12 protein-coding genes and 2 tRNA genes are annotated in these 16,714 nt (G+C 53.8%); 5 read left to right on the plus strand and 9 right to left on the minus strand.

Translation table 11 applies throughout. The annotated features are described in order from the left end of the window. Position 1: 1 nt before the first annotated feature. From ACKC9G_RS05395 to ACKC9G_RS05410, 4 genes are all read right to left on the minus strand, one after another. A tRNA-Glu gene (locus ACKC9G_RS05395) sits at positions 2 to 77 on the minus strand. Positions 78 to 95: 18 nt separating this feature from the next. Next, a tRNA-Ala gene (locus ACKC9G_RS05400) sits at positions 96 to 171 on the minus strand. Between the two features lie 221 nt (positions 172 to 392). Further along, complete coding sequence (gltX, locus tag ACKC9G_RS05405) at positions 393 to 1,871, minus strand: glutamate--tRNA ligase (protein ID WP_411403916.1); 1,479 nt, start codon at positions 1,869 to 1,871, stop codon at positions 393 to 395. 147 nt (positions 1,872 to 2,018) lie between these two features. Beyond that, positions 2,019 to 2,288 carry a SelT/SelW/SelH family protein gene (locus ACKC9G_RS05410; RefSeq protein WP_411403917.1) on the minus strand — a complete coding sequence of 90 codons (270 nt, stop codon included), beginning with the start codon at positions 2,286 to 2,288 and terminating at the stop codon, positions 2,019 to 2,021. Positions 2,289 to 2,445: 157 nt separating this feature from the next. Between ACKC9G_RS05410 and ACKC9G_RS05415 the strand changes: the two genes are divergently transcribed. Then, positions 2,446 to 3,657 carry a D-alanyl-D-alanine carboxypeptidase/D-alanyl-D-alanine-endopeptidase gene (locus ACKC9G_RS05415; protein ID WP_411403918.1) on the plus strand — a complete coding sequence of 404 codons (1,212 nt, stop codon included), beginning with the start codon at positions 2,446 to 2,448 and terminating at the stop codon, positions 3,655 to 3,657. 76 nt (positions 3,658 to 3,733) lie between these two features. Here ACKC9G_RS05415 and gcvT read toward each other — a convergent pair whose 3' ends face one another. Further along, the gene (gene gcvT, locus ACKC9G_RS05420; RefSeq protein ID WP_411403919.1) at positions 3,734 to 4,855 is read right to left on the minus strand and encodes a glycine cleavage system aminomethyltransferase GcvT; all 1,122 of its coding nucleotides are present in this window, start codon (positions 4,853 to 4,855) and stop codon (positions 3,734 to 3,736) included. Between the two features lie 334 nt (positions 4,856 to 5,189). Between gcvT and ACKC9G_RS05425 the strand changes: the two genes are divergently transcribed. The 3 genes from ACKC9G_RS05425 (at position 5,190) to gcvP (ending at position 10,330) form a co-directional block, all read left to right on the plus strand. After that, positions 5,190 to 6,572: an L-serine ammonia-lyase gene (locus ACKC9G_RS05425; RefSeq protein ID WP_411403920.1), complete on the plus strand. Its 1,383-nt coding sequence runs from the start codon at positions 5,190 to 5,192 to the stop codon at positions 6,570 to 6,572. A 149-nt stretch (positions 6,573 to 6,721) separates the two neighbouring features. After that, positions 6,722 to 7,114, plus strand: coding sequence for a glycine cleavage system protein GcvH (gene gcvH / locus ACKC9G_RS05430; RefSeq protein WP_411403921.1), 393 nt, complete (start codon positions 6,722 to 6,724; stop codon positions 7,112 to 7,114). 324 nt (positions 7,115 to 7,438) lie between these two features. Beyond that, positions 7,439 to 10,330: an aminomethyl-transferring glycine dehydrogenase gene (gene gcvP / locus ACKC9G_RS05435; protein WP_411403922.1), complete on the plus strand. Its 2,892-nt coding sequence runs from the start codon at positions 7,439 to 7,441 to the stop codon at positions 10,328 to 10,330. A 118-nt stretch (positions 10,331 to 10,448) separates the two neighbouring features. Here gcvP and ACKC9G_RS05440 read toward each other — a convergent pair whose 3' ends face one another. Together ACKC9G_RS05440 and ACKC9G_RS05445 are read right to left on the minus strand one after the other, a co-directional pair. Then, the gene (locus ACKC9G_RS05440) at positions 10,449 to 10,670 is read right to left on the minus strand and encodes a hypothetical protein (protein WP_411403923.1); all 222 of its coding nucleotides are present in this window, start codon (positions 10,668 to 10,670) and stop codon (positions 10,449 to 10,451) included. A 186-nt stretch (positions 10,671 to 10,856) separates the two neighbouring features. Beyond that, positions 10,857 to 11,216, minus strand: a complete 360-nt coding sequence (locus ACKC9G_RS05445; protein ID WP_411403924.1) for a hypothetical protein — start codon at positions 11,214 to 11,216, stop codon at positions 10,857 to 10,859. A gap of 178 nt (positions 11,217 to 11,394) precedes the next feature. Here ACKC9G_RS05445 and ACKC9G_RS05450 point away from each other — a divergent pair, with 178 nt between their 5' ends. Next, positions 11,395 to 12,660, plus strand: coding sequence for a nitrate- and nitrite sensing domain-containing protein (locus ACKC9G_RS05450; RefSeq protein WP_411403925.1), 1,266 nt, complete (start codon positions 11,395 to 11,397; stop codon positions 12,658 to 12,660). Positions 12,661 to 12,773: 113 nt separating this feature from the next. On the opposite strand, the gene cobA is transcribed toward ACKC9G_RS05450, so the two are convergent. Then, on the minus strand, positions 12,774 to 13,712 hold the full coding sequence (gene cobA / locus ACKC9G_RS05455) for a uroporphyrinogen-III C-methyltransferase (protein WP_411403926.1): 939 nt from the start codon (positions 13,710 to 13,712) through the stop codon (positions 12,774 to 12,776). Beyond that, complete coding sequence (locus ACKC9G_RS05460) at positions 13,699 to 16,371, minus strand: molybdopterin-dependent oxidoreductase (protein ID WP_411403927.1); 2,673 nt, start codon at positions 16,369 to 16,371, stop codon at positions 13,699 to 13,701. Before ACKC9G_RS05460 ends, cobA begins: the two co-directional genes overlap by 14 nt. Positions 16,372 to 16,714: the final 343 nt, after the last annotated feature.

A 16,714-nucleotide genomic window follows, 5' to 3' on the forward strand; every position in this document is an offset into this window, starting at 1 on the left:
ATGGCGTCCCATAGGGGGTTCGAACCCCTGTTACCGCCGTGAAAGGGCGGTGTCCTGGACCACTAGACGAATGGGACGTGGTACAAACGCAGATTTGGTGGAGCTAAGCGGGATCGAACCGCTGACCTCTTGCATGCCATGCAAGCGCTCTCCCAGCTGAGCTATAGCCCCTTAGCTGCGTTGCGGGGCGTATAGTAATAACCATCCCCCACCCTGTCAATGATTTTATCCCCTAATACTTTATGCATCTCAATAACTTAGCGACCACCCAATTCACCAAACGACTCTTCTGACACCGACCACTTAAACACTAATAAAAAAGGGCAGTCGCATCTGCAACCGCCCTTCTATCGAAGCAGCCTAAGCCTCTACTTCAGAAGCGACATGTAGCTTCAAACCAGTGCATCAAACTCTTTCTGCCAAGCTTTAGCTTCTTTTTTCGAGGGCCCGCCCACTACGCCGATTGCATGACGCAAGCGCGCACGACTTAAGTCTGGCCCCAGAATCGCCATCGCATCAACCACGGAGAATGTCGCAGAGGTTCCTGCAATAGCGATAAAGAGCGGGAAGAAAAACTCACCGACTTTATAACCCATCGCCTTAGCCAGTCCGGAAGCCACCTCGAACAGCGAGTCACGATCCCACTGACGCTGCACATCCAGCTTCCAGGCAGCAAACTGCAGAATGCGGCGCACATCTTCGGTTTCGAGCTTTTTATGGGTGAAATCATCCACCTTCACATCAATCATTCCGCTCAGCAGATGCCCAGCCAGAGGCACAACATCACTAAAGGTATTGATACGCGGCATGATGTGCTCAATCGCCGGAGAAAGATACTGAGCATTTAGCCCCCACTGCACAAAACGCAGGATAAAGCTCGTCTGATCCAGCTCACGAAGCCACTGGCTGTTAAGCCAGCTCAGTTTCTCCAGATCAAAAATCGGCCCACCCAAAGAGACTCGAAGAATATCGAAGTGCTCAATCATTTCAGCCAGAGAGAATTTTTCCCGCTCATCCGGCATAGACCAGCCCATGCGCCCCAGGTAGTTCAGCAACGCCTCAGGCATGTATCCCATGCGCTCGTAAAAATTAATACTGGTAGGGTTTTTACGCTTGGACAGTTTGGTTTTATCGGGGTTGCGGAGCAATGGCATATGGCAAAGCTCCGGCGCGTCCCAACCAAAATACTTGTAGAGCAACAAATGCTTAGGCGCAGAGTTAATCCACTCTTCTCCACGGATTACATGGGTGATTTTCATCAAGTGATCATCCACCACGTTCGCCAGGTGATAGGTTGGAAGGCCATCAGCCTTCATCAACACCTGCATATCGATCTGTGCCCAATCAATCTCAATCTGCCCACGCAGCATGTCATTAAAGACGCAGACACCCTCTTCCGGCACCTTCATTCGGATAACATACGGCTCGCCAGCCGCAATACGCTTTTGCACTTCATCCTGCGAGAGCTTCAGACCGCGGCCGTCATACTTCTGGGGCAACCCCTGCTCTTTTTGCTCTTCGCGCATCTGATCAAGCTCTTCAGACGTGGCAAAACAGTGGAATGCATGACCATCACGGATAAGCTGATCAGCGTATTCTTTATAAATAGAAGAACGCTCGCTCTGACGGTATGGTCCATAAGGGCCTCCAACATCCGGACCTTCCGACCATTCAATACCCACCCAACGAAGTGAGTCGAGAATAGCCTGCTCAGATTCCGGCGTACTACGCACCTGATCGGTATCCTCAATACGGAGGATAAACTCGCCGCCCTGCTGTTTGGCAAACGCCAGATTAAAGAGAGCAACGTAAGCAGTCCCGACGTGGGGATCACCGGTAGGAGAAGGAGCGATACGAGTACGAACAGTCATAGATCAACCAGTCAGTGAAGTAACATGATCGCGCTGCCCTGTTATGTTTCGGACAGCGGAGCGAGATGCAGGCGCCATTATAGGCAACTCAACGTCAGCTTTCATGGAAAAAGACACCAATAAAAGTCTGCCGCAGACAAAAATCATTTAACGATCAATGTGACCAAGATCCCGAGCTGGATCCAACTGATCTCTTAAGCGTTTTTTAATCTCCTTGGCCTCAGGAAAGCCTTCATCACGCACACGCTCCCAAAGTAGCTCGCCATTAAACTCTATGGTGAACACACCCTTACCAGAGGGTCTTAAAGCCACTTCATCGAGCTCTTCTTCAAATGTTGATAGCAATTCCTGAGCAATCCAGGCAGCCCTCAGCATCCATCGACACAGGGGACAGTATGAAATCGTCACCTTATTCATTATTTATTCCTTCAAAACAGGGAAATAAGCCACAGGTTACACCTTTCGCCTTGAGGAATTAATCAAGGCCGTTCACACTTGCCCTACGAACATTAGATTGCCACGGTTCGCTTTATCTTATTTTTGCAATGACACACGTTGATTCAGAGGTGCCTCAATGCGTCGTATTTTTAAGCCTCTAACACTTTCAGCCTCGTTATTGGTTGGCACTTTGGGGCTGGTACAAACCTCTCATGCAGAATCCCTGAATCTGCCCAATGATGCCAGTCTGTGGGTGGAAGGCCACTCAGAGCTCAGCAAGAACCTGGAAACACCACGCGTCCCCGCCTCTACCATTAAGCTTTTAACTGCTTTTTATGCCATCAATGTGCTTGGGTTGGACTACCACTACAAAACGCCACTCTGGCTTGATCATGATGGCATTCTTTGGGTGGAAGGCCGTGGCGACCCGACCATGACTTCAGAAACCCTGATGGCGATGGCCGACTATATTCGCTCCCGGGGCATCACTGCCGTGAAAGGCATTGGCATCGATAATAGCTACTTCACGCCGGATGAACTTCCTGACGGCATAGAAGATACCTTGAACCCTTATGATGCAAAGCCCGGCGCAGTCATCCTTAACTACAACACGCTCTACCTGAAGCGAACCAATGACGGCATTGCGTCCGCCGAAATTCAGACACCGCTTACACCGACCGCCTTCAGTTACGCATCTCGTCTCAAGGGCTATCGTGACCGCATCAATCTCGGCACCAATCCGGTGAACTACCAGACCTATTTTGCCGAGCAGCTCCGCGTGCACCTTCAGGAAAAAGGCATCAAGGTTCGCAACCTGATTCAGATTGGCAAACGCCCACCACAGGCAAGCTCACTTGGCGAATTCAGCAACCCGGATTCACTGGAAGACGTGTTGTCCAACATGCTGTATTACTCCAACAACGTGATAGCCAACCAGTTATTCCTTACACTGGGCGCCCAACAACTTGGCGCTCCTGCCTCACTTGGCAAAGCCCAGACCGCCATGAACAACTTTGTTGCTCAGCGCTTCAAGTGGCCAAGCTTCCATATTGAGGAAGGTTCAGGCCTCTCGCGCAAAACGCACATCACGGTGCTGGAAATGGGTCAATTGCTGGAAGCCTTCCAGCCATATCAAAAGCTTTTGAAGACCGAGGCCCCAGGCATCCAGGCGAAAACAGGAACACTTTCCGACGTTCGAGCTTTTGCTGGCTATATCCAGGTGAAGGATCAGTGGTTGCGGTTTGCCTTGCTGATGGGCAATCCCCGTCGCCCAGGCCTGCGACTGGATGTCGCCAAAGATATTCAGCGCGCACTGGATGGCAACTATATCGCTCAGGCGCAGAACTAACCCCGGAACTTCCCGCCTAATCCGCGCATAAAAAAACCGCCTTTAAGGCGGTTTTTTCTTTGGTTTCTAGACCGTTTTAACCACGGAAATATCGCTGTGGAACAAACGGCATCTTGGTGACAGACATTTTAAGCTGCTTGCCGCGTACCAGTGCAAACACTTCAGTTCCCACGTCAGCAAAGGCTGTCGCAACATAAGCCATTGCCACAGGAGCACCAAGCGTTGGTCCAAAAGTACCAGACGTCACTTTTCCAATCACATTGCCGTCTGCATCAACAATGTCGGTACCTTCACGCACTGGAGCCCGACCTTCACCCACCAGACCAACACGCTTGGAACTGATGTTTTTCTCGGCAATCTGGCGCAGAATTTTTTCAGCACCGGGGAAACCACCTGCACGCTCGCCATCAGCACGACGCACCTTGGAAATCGCCCACAACAAGCTCGCATCAACAGGGGTTGTTTCTGTATCGATGTCATGTCCGTAGAGGCACAAACCAGACTCAAGACGCAGTGAGTCACGTGCACCTAGGCCAATAAACATCACTTCTTCTTCGGCCAGCAAGCGGCGACTCAGGGCTTCTGCCTGATCAGCCGGTACGGAGATTTCGTAGCCATCCTCACCCGTGTAACCAGAGCGACTGACAAAACAAGGGATACCAGCGAGATCAAACTGCCCGGCATCCATAAACACCATAGAAGAGAGTGCGGGATTAATACGCGCCATGACCTCGGCCGCTTTGGGCCCCTGAATAGCCAGCAATGCGCGGTCATCAAGCACTTCAACGATAACACCTTCACCAAGACTCGCCTGCATATGAGCGATGTCCTGCGCTTTACAGGCAGCATTCACAACAACAAACAGGGAGTCGCCAAAGTTGGTGACCATCAGGTCATCCAGAATGCCGCCTTCTTCGTTAGTAAAGAGCGCATAACGCTGCTTGTTCAGAGGCAAGTCGATAATGTCGACCGGCACCAGCTTCTCAAGCGCCGCTGCTGCATTTTCACCACTCAGACGCACCTGACCCATGTGCGACACATCAAACAATCCGGCTTCAGCACGAGTATGCTCATGCTCTTTTTTTACACCTGCCGGATACTGAACTGGCATCTCATAGCCCGCAAAAGGAACCATTTTGGCACCCAGTTCAACGTGAAGATCAAACAGAGGGGTTTTCAGCAAAGCTGCGTCAGACATGTGAAGACTCCCGGCCACCCAACAGGGCCAACCTTAAAGACAAAGAAGAAAAGCACAGACGGCTCGTTATCAGTGCGGCAAGACTATAGCGACAATCAGCCGAAAACAACCGCCTACAGGTTTCCTATCGTAAACTTTTTGCCAAATGTCATAAATACCGGGACTTAGCGGCGCTAACGGAGCAACAAACCATTAGCCTTCCTAATCAATACATTACTTTCCAAGGATGGTTTTCACGGTGCACTGCCCCCTAGAATAGGCACAGTAGAACAAACGGCCTCAGTTAACCAAAACACAAGTTTCCAATAGGAAACACGGAGTCAGATAGTTCATCATGCTGTTGAGTGTTTTTGATCTCTTTAAAGTTGGCGTTGGCCCTTCCAGCTCTCACACCGTGGGCCCTATGCTGGCCGCCTGTCGATTTGTTGATGAGCTGAATCAGGCCTCTATGCTCCATCAGGTGTCGCGCGTTCGCATCAATCTCTTTGGCTCACTGGCCCTCACCGGTAAAGGTCACGCCACAGACCGCGCCGCTTTGTTAGGCCTGATGAGCGAGCTTCCCGCCACTACCGACCCGCTGAGTCACGATGATCACATCCGCAGCATTTATCAGACCCAGTCCCTCGCGCTTGCAGGTGAGAACCGTATTGCCTTTGTTCCGGAAGAAGATCTGATCTTCCATTTTCAAACCTTTCTTCCAAGACACCCCAATGCGATGACATTGCGTGCTTATGATGCTGCGGGCATCTGCGTGCATGAACAAACGTACTACTCGGTCGGTGGCGGTTTTGTTCTCAGTGAATCCGAGGCAAGCAAGACCAATCCTGCGGACAAAGCCCTTCAGGCACTGCCTTACACTTTTAATAACGCGGCTGAACTTCTCCAGCTTTGCAAAGAACACCATCTCAGTATTGCCCAACTGATTAAGCTCAATGAGGCCACCTGGCGGGACAATACCCGCTTTGAGCAGGATCTCTTCGGCATATGGGAAGTTATGGACCAGTGCATTCGAAGTGGCATCCAAGCGGATGGCCTGCTCCCTGGCGGGCTCAACATCCCACGACGCGCTCCAAAGCTCTATAAGGAGCTGACCCTGAAACCTGAAGCTGGCCTTAAGGATCAGCTCACCGTACTCGACTGGGTCAACCTCTACGCAATGGCGGTGAATGAAGAAAACGCCGCAGGCGGCCGTGTGGTAACCGCACCAACGAACGGAGCGGCCGGTGTCATCCCGGCAGTATTAGCCTATTACGATCGGTTTATTCCCAACAGCAATCGTCAGGGCATTATCGACTTTCTCTGCGTAGCCGCCGCTATCGGCATGCTCTATAAGGAGAACGCCTCAATCTCTGCTGCCGAGGTCGGCTGCCAGGGTGAAATTGGCGTGGCCTGTTCCATGGCAGCTGGCGCGCTATGTGCTGTGCTTGGTGGCACTAACGAGCAGATCGAGAATGCTGCAGAGATCGGCATGGAGCACAACCTCGGGCTGACCTGCGACCCCATCGCGGGTCTGGTTCAGGTGCCCTGTATTGAACGCAACACCATGGGCGCTGTGAAGGCCATCAATGCAGCACGACTGGCACTGCGCGGTACCGGCACGCATCATGTTTCGCTGGACAATGTCATTGAAACCATGCGCCAGACCGGGCTGGATATGCAGGCAAAATACAAGGAAACCTCGACCGGCGGATTAGCGGTAAATGTGGTTGCCTGTTGAGGTAAAACCCGTAGTGAAAAGCGGGATTTATTTCAGTCGATGACTATAATTTTTTTCAGTTTTCTTCATAATAGCGGGAAATTTTTTTCCTTTAGGCAACCTGCCCAGCCAATTCGGGCATATAACCTCGATTTACTAGGGATTACATCATGAGTCAGATTCCTGCCAATCTTCTTTATGTCGATACCCACGAGTGGATTCTCGACAATGGCGATGGCACGGTGCTGGTAGGCGTCACCGATCACGCTCAGGAACTGCTGGGCGACGTCGTATTTGTTGAACTGCCTGAAGTGGGTCGTGAAATGAATGCGGGCGAAGAGTTCGGTGTCATCGAATCCGTTAAAGCCGCTTCCGACCTTTACTCACCGGTTTCCGGAGAAGTTCTGGAAGTGAACGAAGCACTGAACGACACCCCCGAACTGGCAAACTCCGAGCCCTATGAAGGTGGCTGGATTGTTAAGCTGCGCCTGACTCAGCCAGAAGAAGTTTCCCAGCTGCTGACCGCTGAAGCCTACGCCAAGGTTGTTGAAGACGCTCAATAAGCGTCGGCATGACTCCAGAGCCCCGCACCGGGTGTGATATTCACTCCTGGTTTCGGGGCTCAGATTTTTAGACCCACCGCGCACAATACGAGCAACTGACTCGACATCGTCTCTCAGCTTGCTACCCTGCTTAGGTTGCTATCCTGCATCGCAGCAGACGCTATTGTCAGGTGATGATTAACACGTATTAACGTTACTTTTCCTCGGTAGTCACGTCTTTACTATGGCTCTGAGCACAGCTCTCACTGCCACGAAACTGTCGCCATACCCACAAGGCAGGCGCCAACGCAAGACGGACTCAGGGTCCAACTCACAGGTAGAACGATGAGCACGCATTCTCAGAGCCTCTCCCAGCTTGAACAACGGGACGACTTCATTCAACGCCATATTGGCCCCAGCACTTCTGACGTAGAAGCCATGCTGAGCACCATCGGCCAGCCTTCTCTGGACACGCTGATCCAGAAAACCGTTCCTGCCAGCATCCGTCTGCCGGCTGAGCTGAGCCTGGATAATGCTCGCACTGAAGAAGAGGTGATCCAGTACCTGCGTGGTCTGGCTGAGCAGAACGTCGTTAACAAGTCCTACATCGGTATGGGCTACTACGACACCATCGTTCCTCCCGTTATCCTGCGTAACGTGCTGGAAAATCCGGGTTGGTACACCGCTTACACCCCTTACCAGCCTGAAATTTCTCAGGGTCGCCTTGAGGGTCTTCTGAACTTCCAGCAGGTCATCACTGATCTGACCGGCATGGAGCTGGCTAACGCCTCTCTGCTGGACGAAGCCACGGCCGCTGCTGAAGCAATGGCTCTGTGCAAACGCTCTAACCGTCTGAAAACTGACAAGTTCTTCGTGTCCAACGAAGTACATCCGCAGACCATCGACGTACTGGTCACCCGTGCCAAGTACTTTGGTTTTGAGCTGATTATCGGTGATGTGGCTGATCTGCCTAACCACGAAGTGTTCGGTGTGATGCTGCAATACCCCGGCACGACCGGTGCAGTCACCGACCTTGAAGCACTGATCAAACAGGCTCACGACCAGAAAGCACTGGTGTGTGTTGCCGCTGATCTGATGAGCATGGTGATGCTGCGCTCACCTGGCAGCATGGGTGCTGATGTGGTTGTCGGCTCTGCCCAGCGTTTCGGCGTACCTATGGGCTTTGGCGGCCCGCACGCTGCCTTCTTCGCCACCAAGGATGCGTACAAGCGCACCATGCCTGGCCGTATCATCGGTGTGTCCGTCGATACCCATGGCAACATGGCCCTGCGTATGGCGATGCAGACCCGCGAACAGCATATCCGTCGTGAGAAAGCGACTTCCAACATCTGTACCGCACAGGCGCTGCTGGCCAACATGGCCGGTTTCTATGCGGTCTACCACGGCGCCAAAGGCCTGAAAGCCATTGCTGGCCGTATCCACCGTCTGACCACCTTGCTGGCTCAGGGCCTGAAGCAGAAAGGTCTGACGCTGGTGAATGATTCCTGGTTTGACACCATCACCATTAACGTCGGTGAAAAGCAGCAGGCTATTTATGATGCCGCCATCGCTCAGGGTGTGAACCTGCGCAAGCTCGACAGCGACAAGCTGGGTGTGAGCCTGGATGAGCGCAAATCTGCCGCGGATATCGCCGAGCTGTTTGATATTTTCCTGGGTGAAGGTCACGGCCTTGACGTTGCTGCGCTGGATAGCGAAGCCGTTAATGCGTCCCTGAGCGGTATTCCTGCAGGCTATCAGCGTCAGGAAGCCTTCCTGACTCACGAGACCTTCAACCGCTACCATTCCGAAACCGAAATGCTGCGTTACCTGAAGCGCCTGGAAAACAAGGACCTGTCACTGGCTCACGCCATGATTCCGCTGGGTTCCTGCACCATGAAGCTGAACGCTACCAGCGAAATGATGCCTGTCACCTGGGGCGAGTTCGCTAACATTCACCCCTTTGCGCCGAAGGCCCAGACCCGTGGCTATCACGCCATGATCAAGGAACTGGAAGACTGGCTGGTGGAAATCACCGGTTACGACGCTGTTTCCATGCAGCCTAACTCAGGTGCACAGGGCGAATACGCCGGTTTGGTGGCGATCCGTCGTTACTACGAGAGCATCAACCAGTCGCATCGCGACATCTGCCTGATCCCAAGCTCTGCCCACGGTACCAACCCTGCTTCTGCAGCAATGGCGAACATGAAAGTCGTCATCGTTGAGTGTGATGATCAGGGTAACGTTGATATCAACGACCTGCGCGCGAAAGCAGAACAACACGCCGACAATCTGGCCTGCATCATGATCACCTATCCTTCCACCCACGGGGTATTCGAGGAAGAAGTGGTTGAGATCTGCAACATTACTCACCAGTTCGGCGGTCAGGTTTACATGGACGGCGCCAACATGAACGCACAGGTTGGCCTGTCCAAACCTGGCAAGTTCGGCTCTGACGTATCGCACCTTAACCTGCACAAAACCTTCTGTATTCCTCACGGTGGTGGCGGCCCAGGCATGGGTCCTATCGGTGTGAAGAGCCATCTGGCGCCCTTCCTGCCTAACCACGTGGTTAACGAAATTGAAGGTGTTCCTGTCGAAGGTAACAACGCTGTTTCTGCCGCACCTTTTGGTAGCGCGCTGATCCTGCCGATCTCCTGGGTTTACATCAAGCTGATGGGTAACCTCGGTCTTCGCAAGGCAACTGAGCTGGCGATTCTGAACGCCAACTACATCATGCAGCGTCTGGCACCGCACTATCCTGTGCTGTACAAAGGCCGCAATAACACCGTCGCGCACGAATGTATTATCGACATTCGTCCGATCAAGGCGGCGAGCGGCGTGACCGAGGAAGACATTGCCAAGCGTCTGATGGACTACGGTTTCCATGCGCCAACCATGTCCTTCCCTGTGGCCGGCACTCTGATGATCGAGCCTACCGAGTCTGAATCCAAGGAAGAGCTGGATCGCTTCTGTGATGCGATGATCGCTATCCGTGAAGAGATCGCCAAGGTTCAGGAAGGCGTCTGGCCTGCGGACAACAACCCGCTGTGCAACGCCCCTCACACGCTGGCTGACCTGACTCAGGCCTGGGACCGTCCTTACACCCAGACTGAAGCCGTTCTGCCCAAAGGCGTGATGGCGACCAGCAAGTACTGGCCAACGGTCAACCGTATCGACAACGTCTACGGCGACCGTAACCTGATCTGCTCTTGCCCAAGCGTTGATAACTACCGTTAATTGACGCTCTGTCTTTCCTGCTTCCTTGTGAAGCGGGAAGGGCGGAACAGAAACAAAAAAGCCCGGTGACTGTTTTCAGTACCGGGCTTTTTTACAGCCTTGATTTACAGCTCGCGGGTCAGTTACCCGGCGAAGTCAGGGTATAGGTTCCCCAACGATAACCGTCTTTCATCATGCAAGCCTGCAGCATCTGTTGACGCTCAGACGCATCAGCAAAACGCGCCATACCGATATCGTACTGACAAGACGCCTCAGCGGTTCTGGCCTGATCCATTGAGATCCCGTCTTTCTTCCAATAGTCCTGATAAATCGGACCTGTCGCGCATCCTGCAAGTGACATTAAAACCACTGCGGAACAGGCCGCAGCTAAAGAGAACACCCGTTTCAATTTTTTCTCCAAAAGAGCAAGGCAAGGTGCCTGAGCAAAAAGCTGCGAGATCATACCCAAGCCTTTTCACTTTCGCTCACGAAGAAAATCGCACTTCAGGACAAAAAACGTTAATACATCTCAACCCTACGCAGAGCGCTATGGAGTCGCAGAACTGAAGTGCGCAGCCAGGCTCAAACAGGCAAGTACAATCACCAAAAAACCGACGACTGCACAGCCAAGAGGCGGATCATCACGCGAGTCATCCATAAACACGACCCGCTCATAATGCGGGTAGCGGCCCCAGGTCAAAATCCGGCATATCGGCCAGCCCACCCAGTAGCAGACTGTCCAGAAGAAAAATTCAAAAATAATCCAGCCTACTGCACGGCCCACTCCGCCCAGTAAGCCCTCCAGCGCTTCACCCAAAAAATCCATTTTCAGTCTCCTCAATCCTGGCGCGGTATTAAACGGGGTTTTGGTGACCAAGGCCAGCCTCGTTAAAGCGGATGAATCCATTTAGACGTCCGAAAGAGGCTCAAGCACGTTTCTTGCACCAAGCCTGTTCAGCAAAAGCCCATCCGTTTTGTGGTCTTTTTCAGTCAATTGGCTCCCTCTTTTGGCGCAGCCATGACCGACCTGAAGAAAAATGCCACCAAAGTGAGCTTCCACTCGCCCGATTGATCAAGGCTCAGTCATGACAACAGCGAACCGCGATACGGTGCGATTTATCCTGATGGCCAAACAGGCTGAAATTGAAAGCCTGCATCAGCTGGCAACGACCTGCGAAATGGTCAGCGCCATTAGTGACCTGATTCACCAACTGCAGCGTGAGCGCGGTGCGAGCAATATTTTCCTTGCCTCGGGAGGTGCCCACTTTGCGGATCAGCTGGAGCAGCAAAGCCAGGTCAGTAGCGCAGAAGAAACCCGACTGCGGTTGCTGCTGGATCAACGCTATCTGAAGCCGAAAATGCCTCAGGCCAATGTCCGCCTGCTGAACAGTGTCGCTCTGGTTTTACATGGTCTTGATGAGCTACCGGCGCTGCGCCAGAGCATCAGGAAACGTGACGTCTGCCCAAGCCAGTCTACCGAATCCTTTATCAGACTGATTCGCGGGCTCCTCGCTGTGGTCTTTGAAACGGCGGATATCGCCACAGATCCTGCCATTACCCGCTTACTGGTGACCCTGTTTCATCTCATGCAAGGCAAGGAATACGCAGGACAAGAGCGCGCCTGGGGAGCCGTTGGTTTCGCCGCAGGTAAATTCACACAAGAGGTATTCGAGCGGATTGAGAACTTGCTGTATGCCCAGCAGCGCTGTCTGGGGGTGTTTGAATCCTTCGACCACCCGCAGGCGCTTCGGCAGTGGCAGGACTGGCTTTGCAGCGAACCTCAGCATCAGTTTGAACAGTTACGTCGGCTAATCAGCGGTATTAGCGATGGCATGGAGGTTTCCCCGGAATTGAGCGAAGTCTGGTACGACATGGCGACCCAACGTATCGATCAGCTACGGCAGCTGGAGGATCTGCTGGCCTCAGCGCTACGGCAAGCCTGTGAAACCCGCATGGAAGAGGCGCGCCTGGCCATGAGCCAGCATACGCATGAGCTGGATAAACTGCTGCCACGCGCCTCGGATAGCAGCCCTCTTCTGGAAGGTGAAATGGATGCCGCCTTGCCGCTAAGAGACGGCGGTGAGCCTCTGAAGCTGATGTATGAACTGATGCAACAGCAGTCCGAACAGATCAAGGAAATCCAGCAGGAATTAACACAGGCCAAACAGGCGCTGGAGGATCGCAAGCTGATCGAACGCGCCAAGGGTGTGCTGATGCGCTCACTCCAGCTGAGTGAACAACAGGCTTACACTCGCATGCGACAGAGCGCCATGAGCCAGAACGTAAGTCTGGGAGAAATCGCAGTCTCACTGCTGAATGCCGCTGAACGGGTACAGAAAACCGGTACCTGACACCGCCTTACAGCGACGCATTCAATCGTCAGACTCTCCGTAAAAAAGCCCGTGACTGACCACTCAGCAACGGGCTTTCTTCATACGCTGTACCGAAGTGTAATCGCTTAAGCCTAAGCCGCCACTTCGAAAGAGTCCGCCAGCTCCAGAGCCAGCACATCCGTCTGCGCCGCTTCTACCACTTTCCCGATAATCAGTAGTGCCGGGCTTTTGACCTGATGCTTCGCGATTTGCTGAGGCAGATCACCGAGGCTAAGCCGCAGGCTTCGCTGGCCGGGCTGAGTGCCGCGCTCAACAATGAGCGCCGGCCAGTCAGCAGGCAAGCCATGAGCGACCAGCTCACGGGAAATCTGGCTGGCATTCTCCACGCCCATATAGAACACCAGAGTCTGATCCTCCCGGGCCAACTCTGCCCAGTCATGGGCGATATCCTGACGGTAGTGGGTCGCAGTGATATAACGCACCGAGTGGGCTGAAGCGCGATCAGTCAGAGGTATTCCCACACTGGCAGCACAACCGGATGCTGCAGTGATTCCGGGCACTATCGACCAGCTAATCCCTGCACCATTCAAGGCATCACGCTCTTCGGCAAGGCGGGCAAAAATGGCCGGATCACCACCTTTAAGCCGCAACACCTGCGGATGCCTGGTGGCCAGGTCAATCATCAGCGCATTAATCTCATCCTGGGTTGCTGAATGCTGCCCCGGCTTTTTACCGACGTAATAGCGCTCGGCGTCCGCGGGAATCAGATCAAGAATGTCATCGCCCACCAGACGGTCATAAATCACCACTTTGGCTTCGCAGATCAAGCGATAAGCGCGTACGGTCAGCAGATCCATTGCTCCGGGACCGGTACCAATCAACATGACGTGTCCCGGCCTGGCACTTTTGGCGACAGGCTCTTCGGCCTGTTTTACTGACTGAAGATCCTGACGATGGCTCTTGCCGCCCTGAATCAGTCGCAGCATAGCGCTGATACCCGTCAGCTGCCCAAGACGATGAAAAGAAGTGCGTTGCAGCAGTGCAGAAAAGGTATTTTCAAGCAGCATCATGAGACTCCTCTTGAATCAGATTATTCAGTTCGGGCAGGCAGGAGCCGCAGTTCGTGCCGCACCCCAATGCTTTACCCAAGGCCGCGGTGCTGACACAGCCTGCATGAATGGCCGCCCGAATTTGCGGCTCACGGATTTGAAAACAGCTACAGATCACCTGCCCCTGGGCTTCGCCTTCGGCAGGTTGCGTGGACAGAAGCTGACGTCGCTGATCACGACTTAGTTCGGGGACAGCAAACAGGGAATCCACCCACCCGCTTTCAGGCAAACGGCCTGTGGCACCAATCACCAGCATCCACTGCAGCTGGCCGTCATGAATAGCGGCCGCACGAAACGTACCCCTGGCTTTGTCTTCCAGCCACAGGCTTGGCGTTGCCCCCAAATGATCCTGACACCACTGATGCCAGAACAGCGGCGTGGCCACACCCGCCAGCTTGAAGCGGGTGGAATGCCGGAGCAGACTTCTCGACCAGTACAGCATGTCTTCATTGGCCACCGGCGGCCGCACAAACCCTGAGTTACCGGGCAGCAGCAACCAGCCGTGCCAGGGAGCATCCACCCGCTGTAACACCGCCCGCCCCTGCTTGGACTCCGGCTGCCCGGAAATCGGGTCCACCTGCGACTCCATCAAGGCGCCACTGATCGCACTGGAGCTGAACTGACGATTCCAGTGCATGGCGATAAATGACTCGCCGGGGCGTACCGTCGCAGTGATCTGTGCCACGCCAACGTATCTGCCCAGTGTGTTGTTCAGGCAAACAAGATCCTGATGATCAATTCCCAAACGCTCAGCATCCCTGGGATGAATCTCAATAAAGGGCTCATTACGGTGCTGCATCAGACTGGCCGCGCGGCCCGTGCGTGTCATGGTATGCCATTGATCGCGCACACGGCCGGTATTCACCAGGTGCGGAAAGTCTTCATTGGTTTGCTGAAGCGGAGCCCTGGCGGTGATGGGAATAAAGCGCGCTCTGCCGGAATCGGTATAGAAACGTTGATCAGCAAACAAACGCGGCGTGCCGATAAACTGCCCTTGCTGAAGCAACACTGGCCACTGCACCGGTGTTAATTGCAGGTACTGCTCCTCGCTGAGGTTGGCCATCGCGCCAATATGAAAGGCGCGCTGTCCGCAGTTTTCAAAGCCGGACAAGGCAGCGTGCTCGCGGAAAATCTCCACGGGGGAGTTGTAGCTGAAGGCCTCGGCAAAGCCCAAACGCCTGGCCACCTCGCAGATGATCTGCCAGTCGTGTCGCGCATCACCCACGGCAGGCACCAAACCACGCTGGCGCGAAATGCGACGCTCGGAGTTAGTCACCGTGCCGTCCTTCTCCGACCAGGAAGTCGCAGGCAGCACGATATCAGCCAGCGCGAGCGTATCGGTGTTGGCCATGCATTCAGAAACAATCACCAGCTCGCATTTTTCCAGCGCACGGCGAACACGTTCGGCATCAGGCATACTGACCAGCGGATTGGTCGCCATAATCCAAAGCACTTTAATCTCGCCACGCTCGATCGCCTCAAAGAGATCCACGGCTTTATAGCCTTCCTGGGTCGCCATATTCGGCGCATCCCAGAAACGTTGCACCGTCGCGACTTCTTCCGGGCTGAAACCCATGTGCGCCGCCAGCTGATTAGCCAAACCACCGACTTCCCTGCCACCCATCGCATTGGGCTGGCCGGTCAGAGAGAAAGGCCCGCAACCGGCTTTACCCAGACGGCCACTGGCCAAATGGCAGTTGAGAATGGCGTTGACCTTGTCGGTGCCGCTGCTGGATTGGTTAACCCCCTGAGAAAAGAGGGTCAGGGTCAAAGGCTCCGCCACAAACCAATCCACCAACTGCTGTAGATCCTTCAGGGGCAGCTCTGTGGCTTCTGCCACGCCGGCGAGAGAAAAGGCATCTTCCAGTGCCGCATTGAGCGCCTGCTCAAAACCCTGAGTGTGGTGATCGATAAAGTGCTGATCGCGCTGATCATGTCGGACCAGCTCCGCCAGCAGCGCATTAAAGATCAGCGCATCCGTACCCGGTTTGAGGGCGAGATGCAGATCCGCAATGTCGCAGGTCGCCGTCCGGCGTGGGTCAATCACCACCACCCGCACCTCTGGGTTGGCCGCTTTTGCTGCGGCGATACGCTGGAAGAGAACCGGATGATTCCAGGCGGCATTGGAGCCAACCAGAATAAACAAACGCGCTGCCTCGATATCCTCATAGGCACACGGCATCAGATCGCCGCCAAAAGCGCGCTTATACCCAGCAACCGTGGAAGCCATACACAGGCGCGAATTGGTATCGACGTGAGCACTGCCTAAAAAGCCCTTCATCAGCTTGTTGGCAACGTAATAGTCTTCCGTCAGCAGCTGTCCTGAAAGATACATGGCGACCGAACGATCCCCATGCCGGGTACGAATATTCTGCAACCGCCCGACCAGTGTGTTCAGGGCGTTATCCCAGCTGGTGGCATGACCATCAACCCACGGCGAAGTCAGCCGGTCATGGGCACCCAGCGTCTCAACAAGAGCACTGCCTTTCACACACAGACGGCCCTGATTGGCAGGGTGATCTTCATCTCCGCTGACACGTTTTACGGCACCGTGGCTCACCTCGGCAGTAATGCCACAGCCAACGCCACAATAAGGACAGGTCGTTTTCGCTAAGCTCATCGTTTATCCATCCGATTAGGCTCACCCCTGCCGATCAGGCATAAAAAAAGCGCCTGAAGCCAACCCTCATTGAGAGCTGTCTTCAGGCGCCTTTGCCTGATCGACCGAATTGAATCCGTCGAAAAAACTTTGCTGTTTGCTTAGCGAGACTTGTGCCAATTCTGATTGCGTACTGATAACAACCTTCTAACTTACTGATTTTAAATCGCTAAATATCCGGCATTGCTTTTCCTCACTTAAAGAGTGAACTCAACAATGACGAGGAATCCGCTGATAACAACGAAAAATGAGCAAAAAATGCGCAATTTTGGTGAGCCACGCGCTAGTGCAGTGCACCATCGGC

The sequence above is a fragment of the Pokkaliibacter sp. CJK22405 genome (assembly GCF_046614695.1).
GTDB lineage: Bacteria > Pseudomonadota > Gammaproteobacteria > Pseudomonadales > Balneatricaceae > Pokkaliibacter.

Coding starts and splice junctions, on each gene's coding strand:
- gltX (WP_411403916.1), bottom strand. CDS start 1,871: ATGACTGTTCGTACTCGTATCGCTCCTTCTCCTACCGGTGATCCCCAC.
- ACKC9G_RS05410 (WP_411403917.1), bottom strand. CDS start 2,288: ATGAATAAGGTGACGATTTCATACTGTCCCCTGTGTCGATGGATGCTG.
- ACKC9G_RS05415 (WP_411403918.1), top strand. CDS start 2,446: ATGCGTCGTATTTTTAAGCCTCTAACACTTTCAGCCTCGTTATTGGTT.
- gcvT (WP_411403919.1), bottom strand. CDS start 4,855: ATGTCTGACGCAGCTTTGCTGAAAACCCCTCTGTTTGATCTTCACGTT.
- ACKC9G_RS05425 (WP_411403920.1), top strand. CDS start 5,190: ATGCTGTTGAGTGTTTTTGATCTCTTTAAAGTTGGCGTTGGCCCTTCC.
- gcvH (WP_411403921.1), top strand. CDS start 6,722: ATGAGTCAGATTCCTGCCAATCTTCTTTATGTCGATACCCACGAGTGG.
- gcvP (WP_411403922.1), top strand. CDS start 7,439: ATGAGCACGCATTCTCAGAGCCTCTCCCAGCTTGAACAACGGGACGAC.
- ACKC9G_RS05440 (WP_411403923.1), bottom strand. CDS start 10,670: ATGTCACTTGCAGGATGCGCGACAGGTCCGATTTATCAGGACTATTGG.
- ACKC9G_RS05445 (WP_411403924.1), bottom strand. CDS start 11,216: ATGGATTCATCCGCTTTAACGAGGCTGGCCTTGGTCACCAAAACCCCG.
- ACKC9G_RS05450 (WP_411403925.1), top strand. CDS start 11,395: ATGACAACAGCGAACCGCGATACGGTGCGATTTATCCTGATGGCCAAA.
- cobA (WP_411403926.1), bottom strand. CDS start 13,712: ATGATGCTGCTTGAAAATACCTTTTCTGCACTGCTGCAACGCACTTCT.
- ACKC9G_RS05460 (WP_411403927.1), bottom strand. CDS start 16,371: ATGAGCTTAGCGAAAACGACCTGTCCTTATTGTGGCGTTGGCTGTGGC.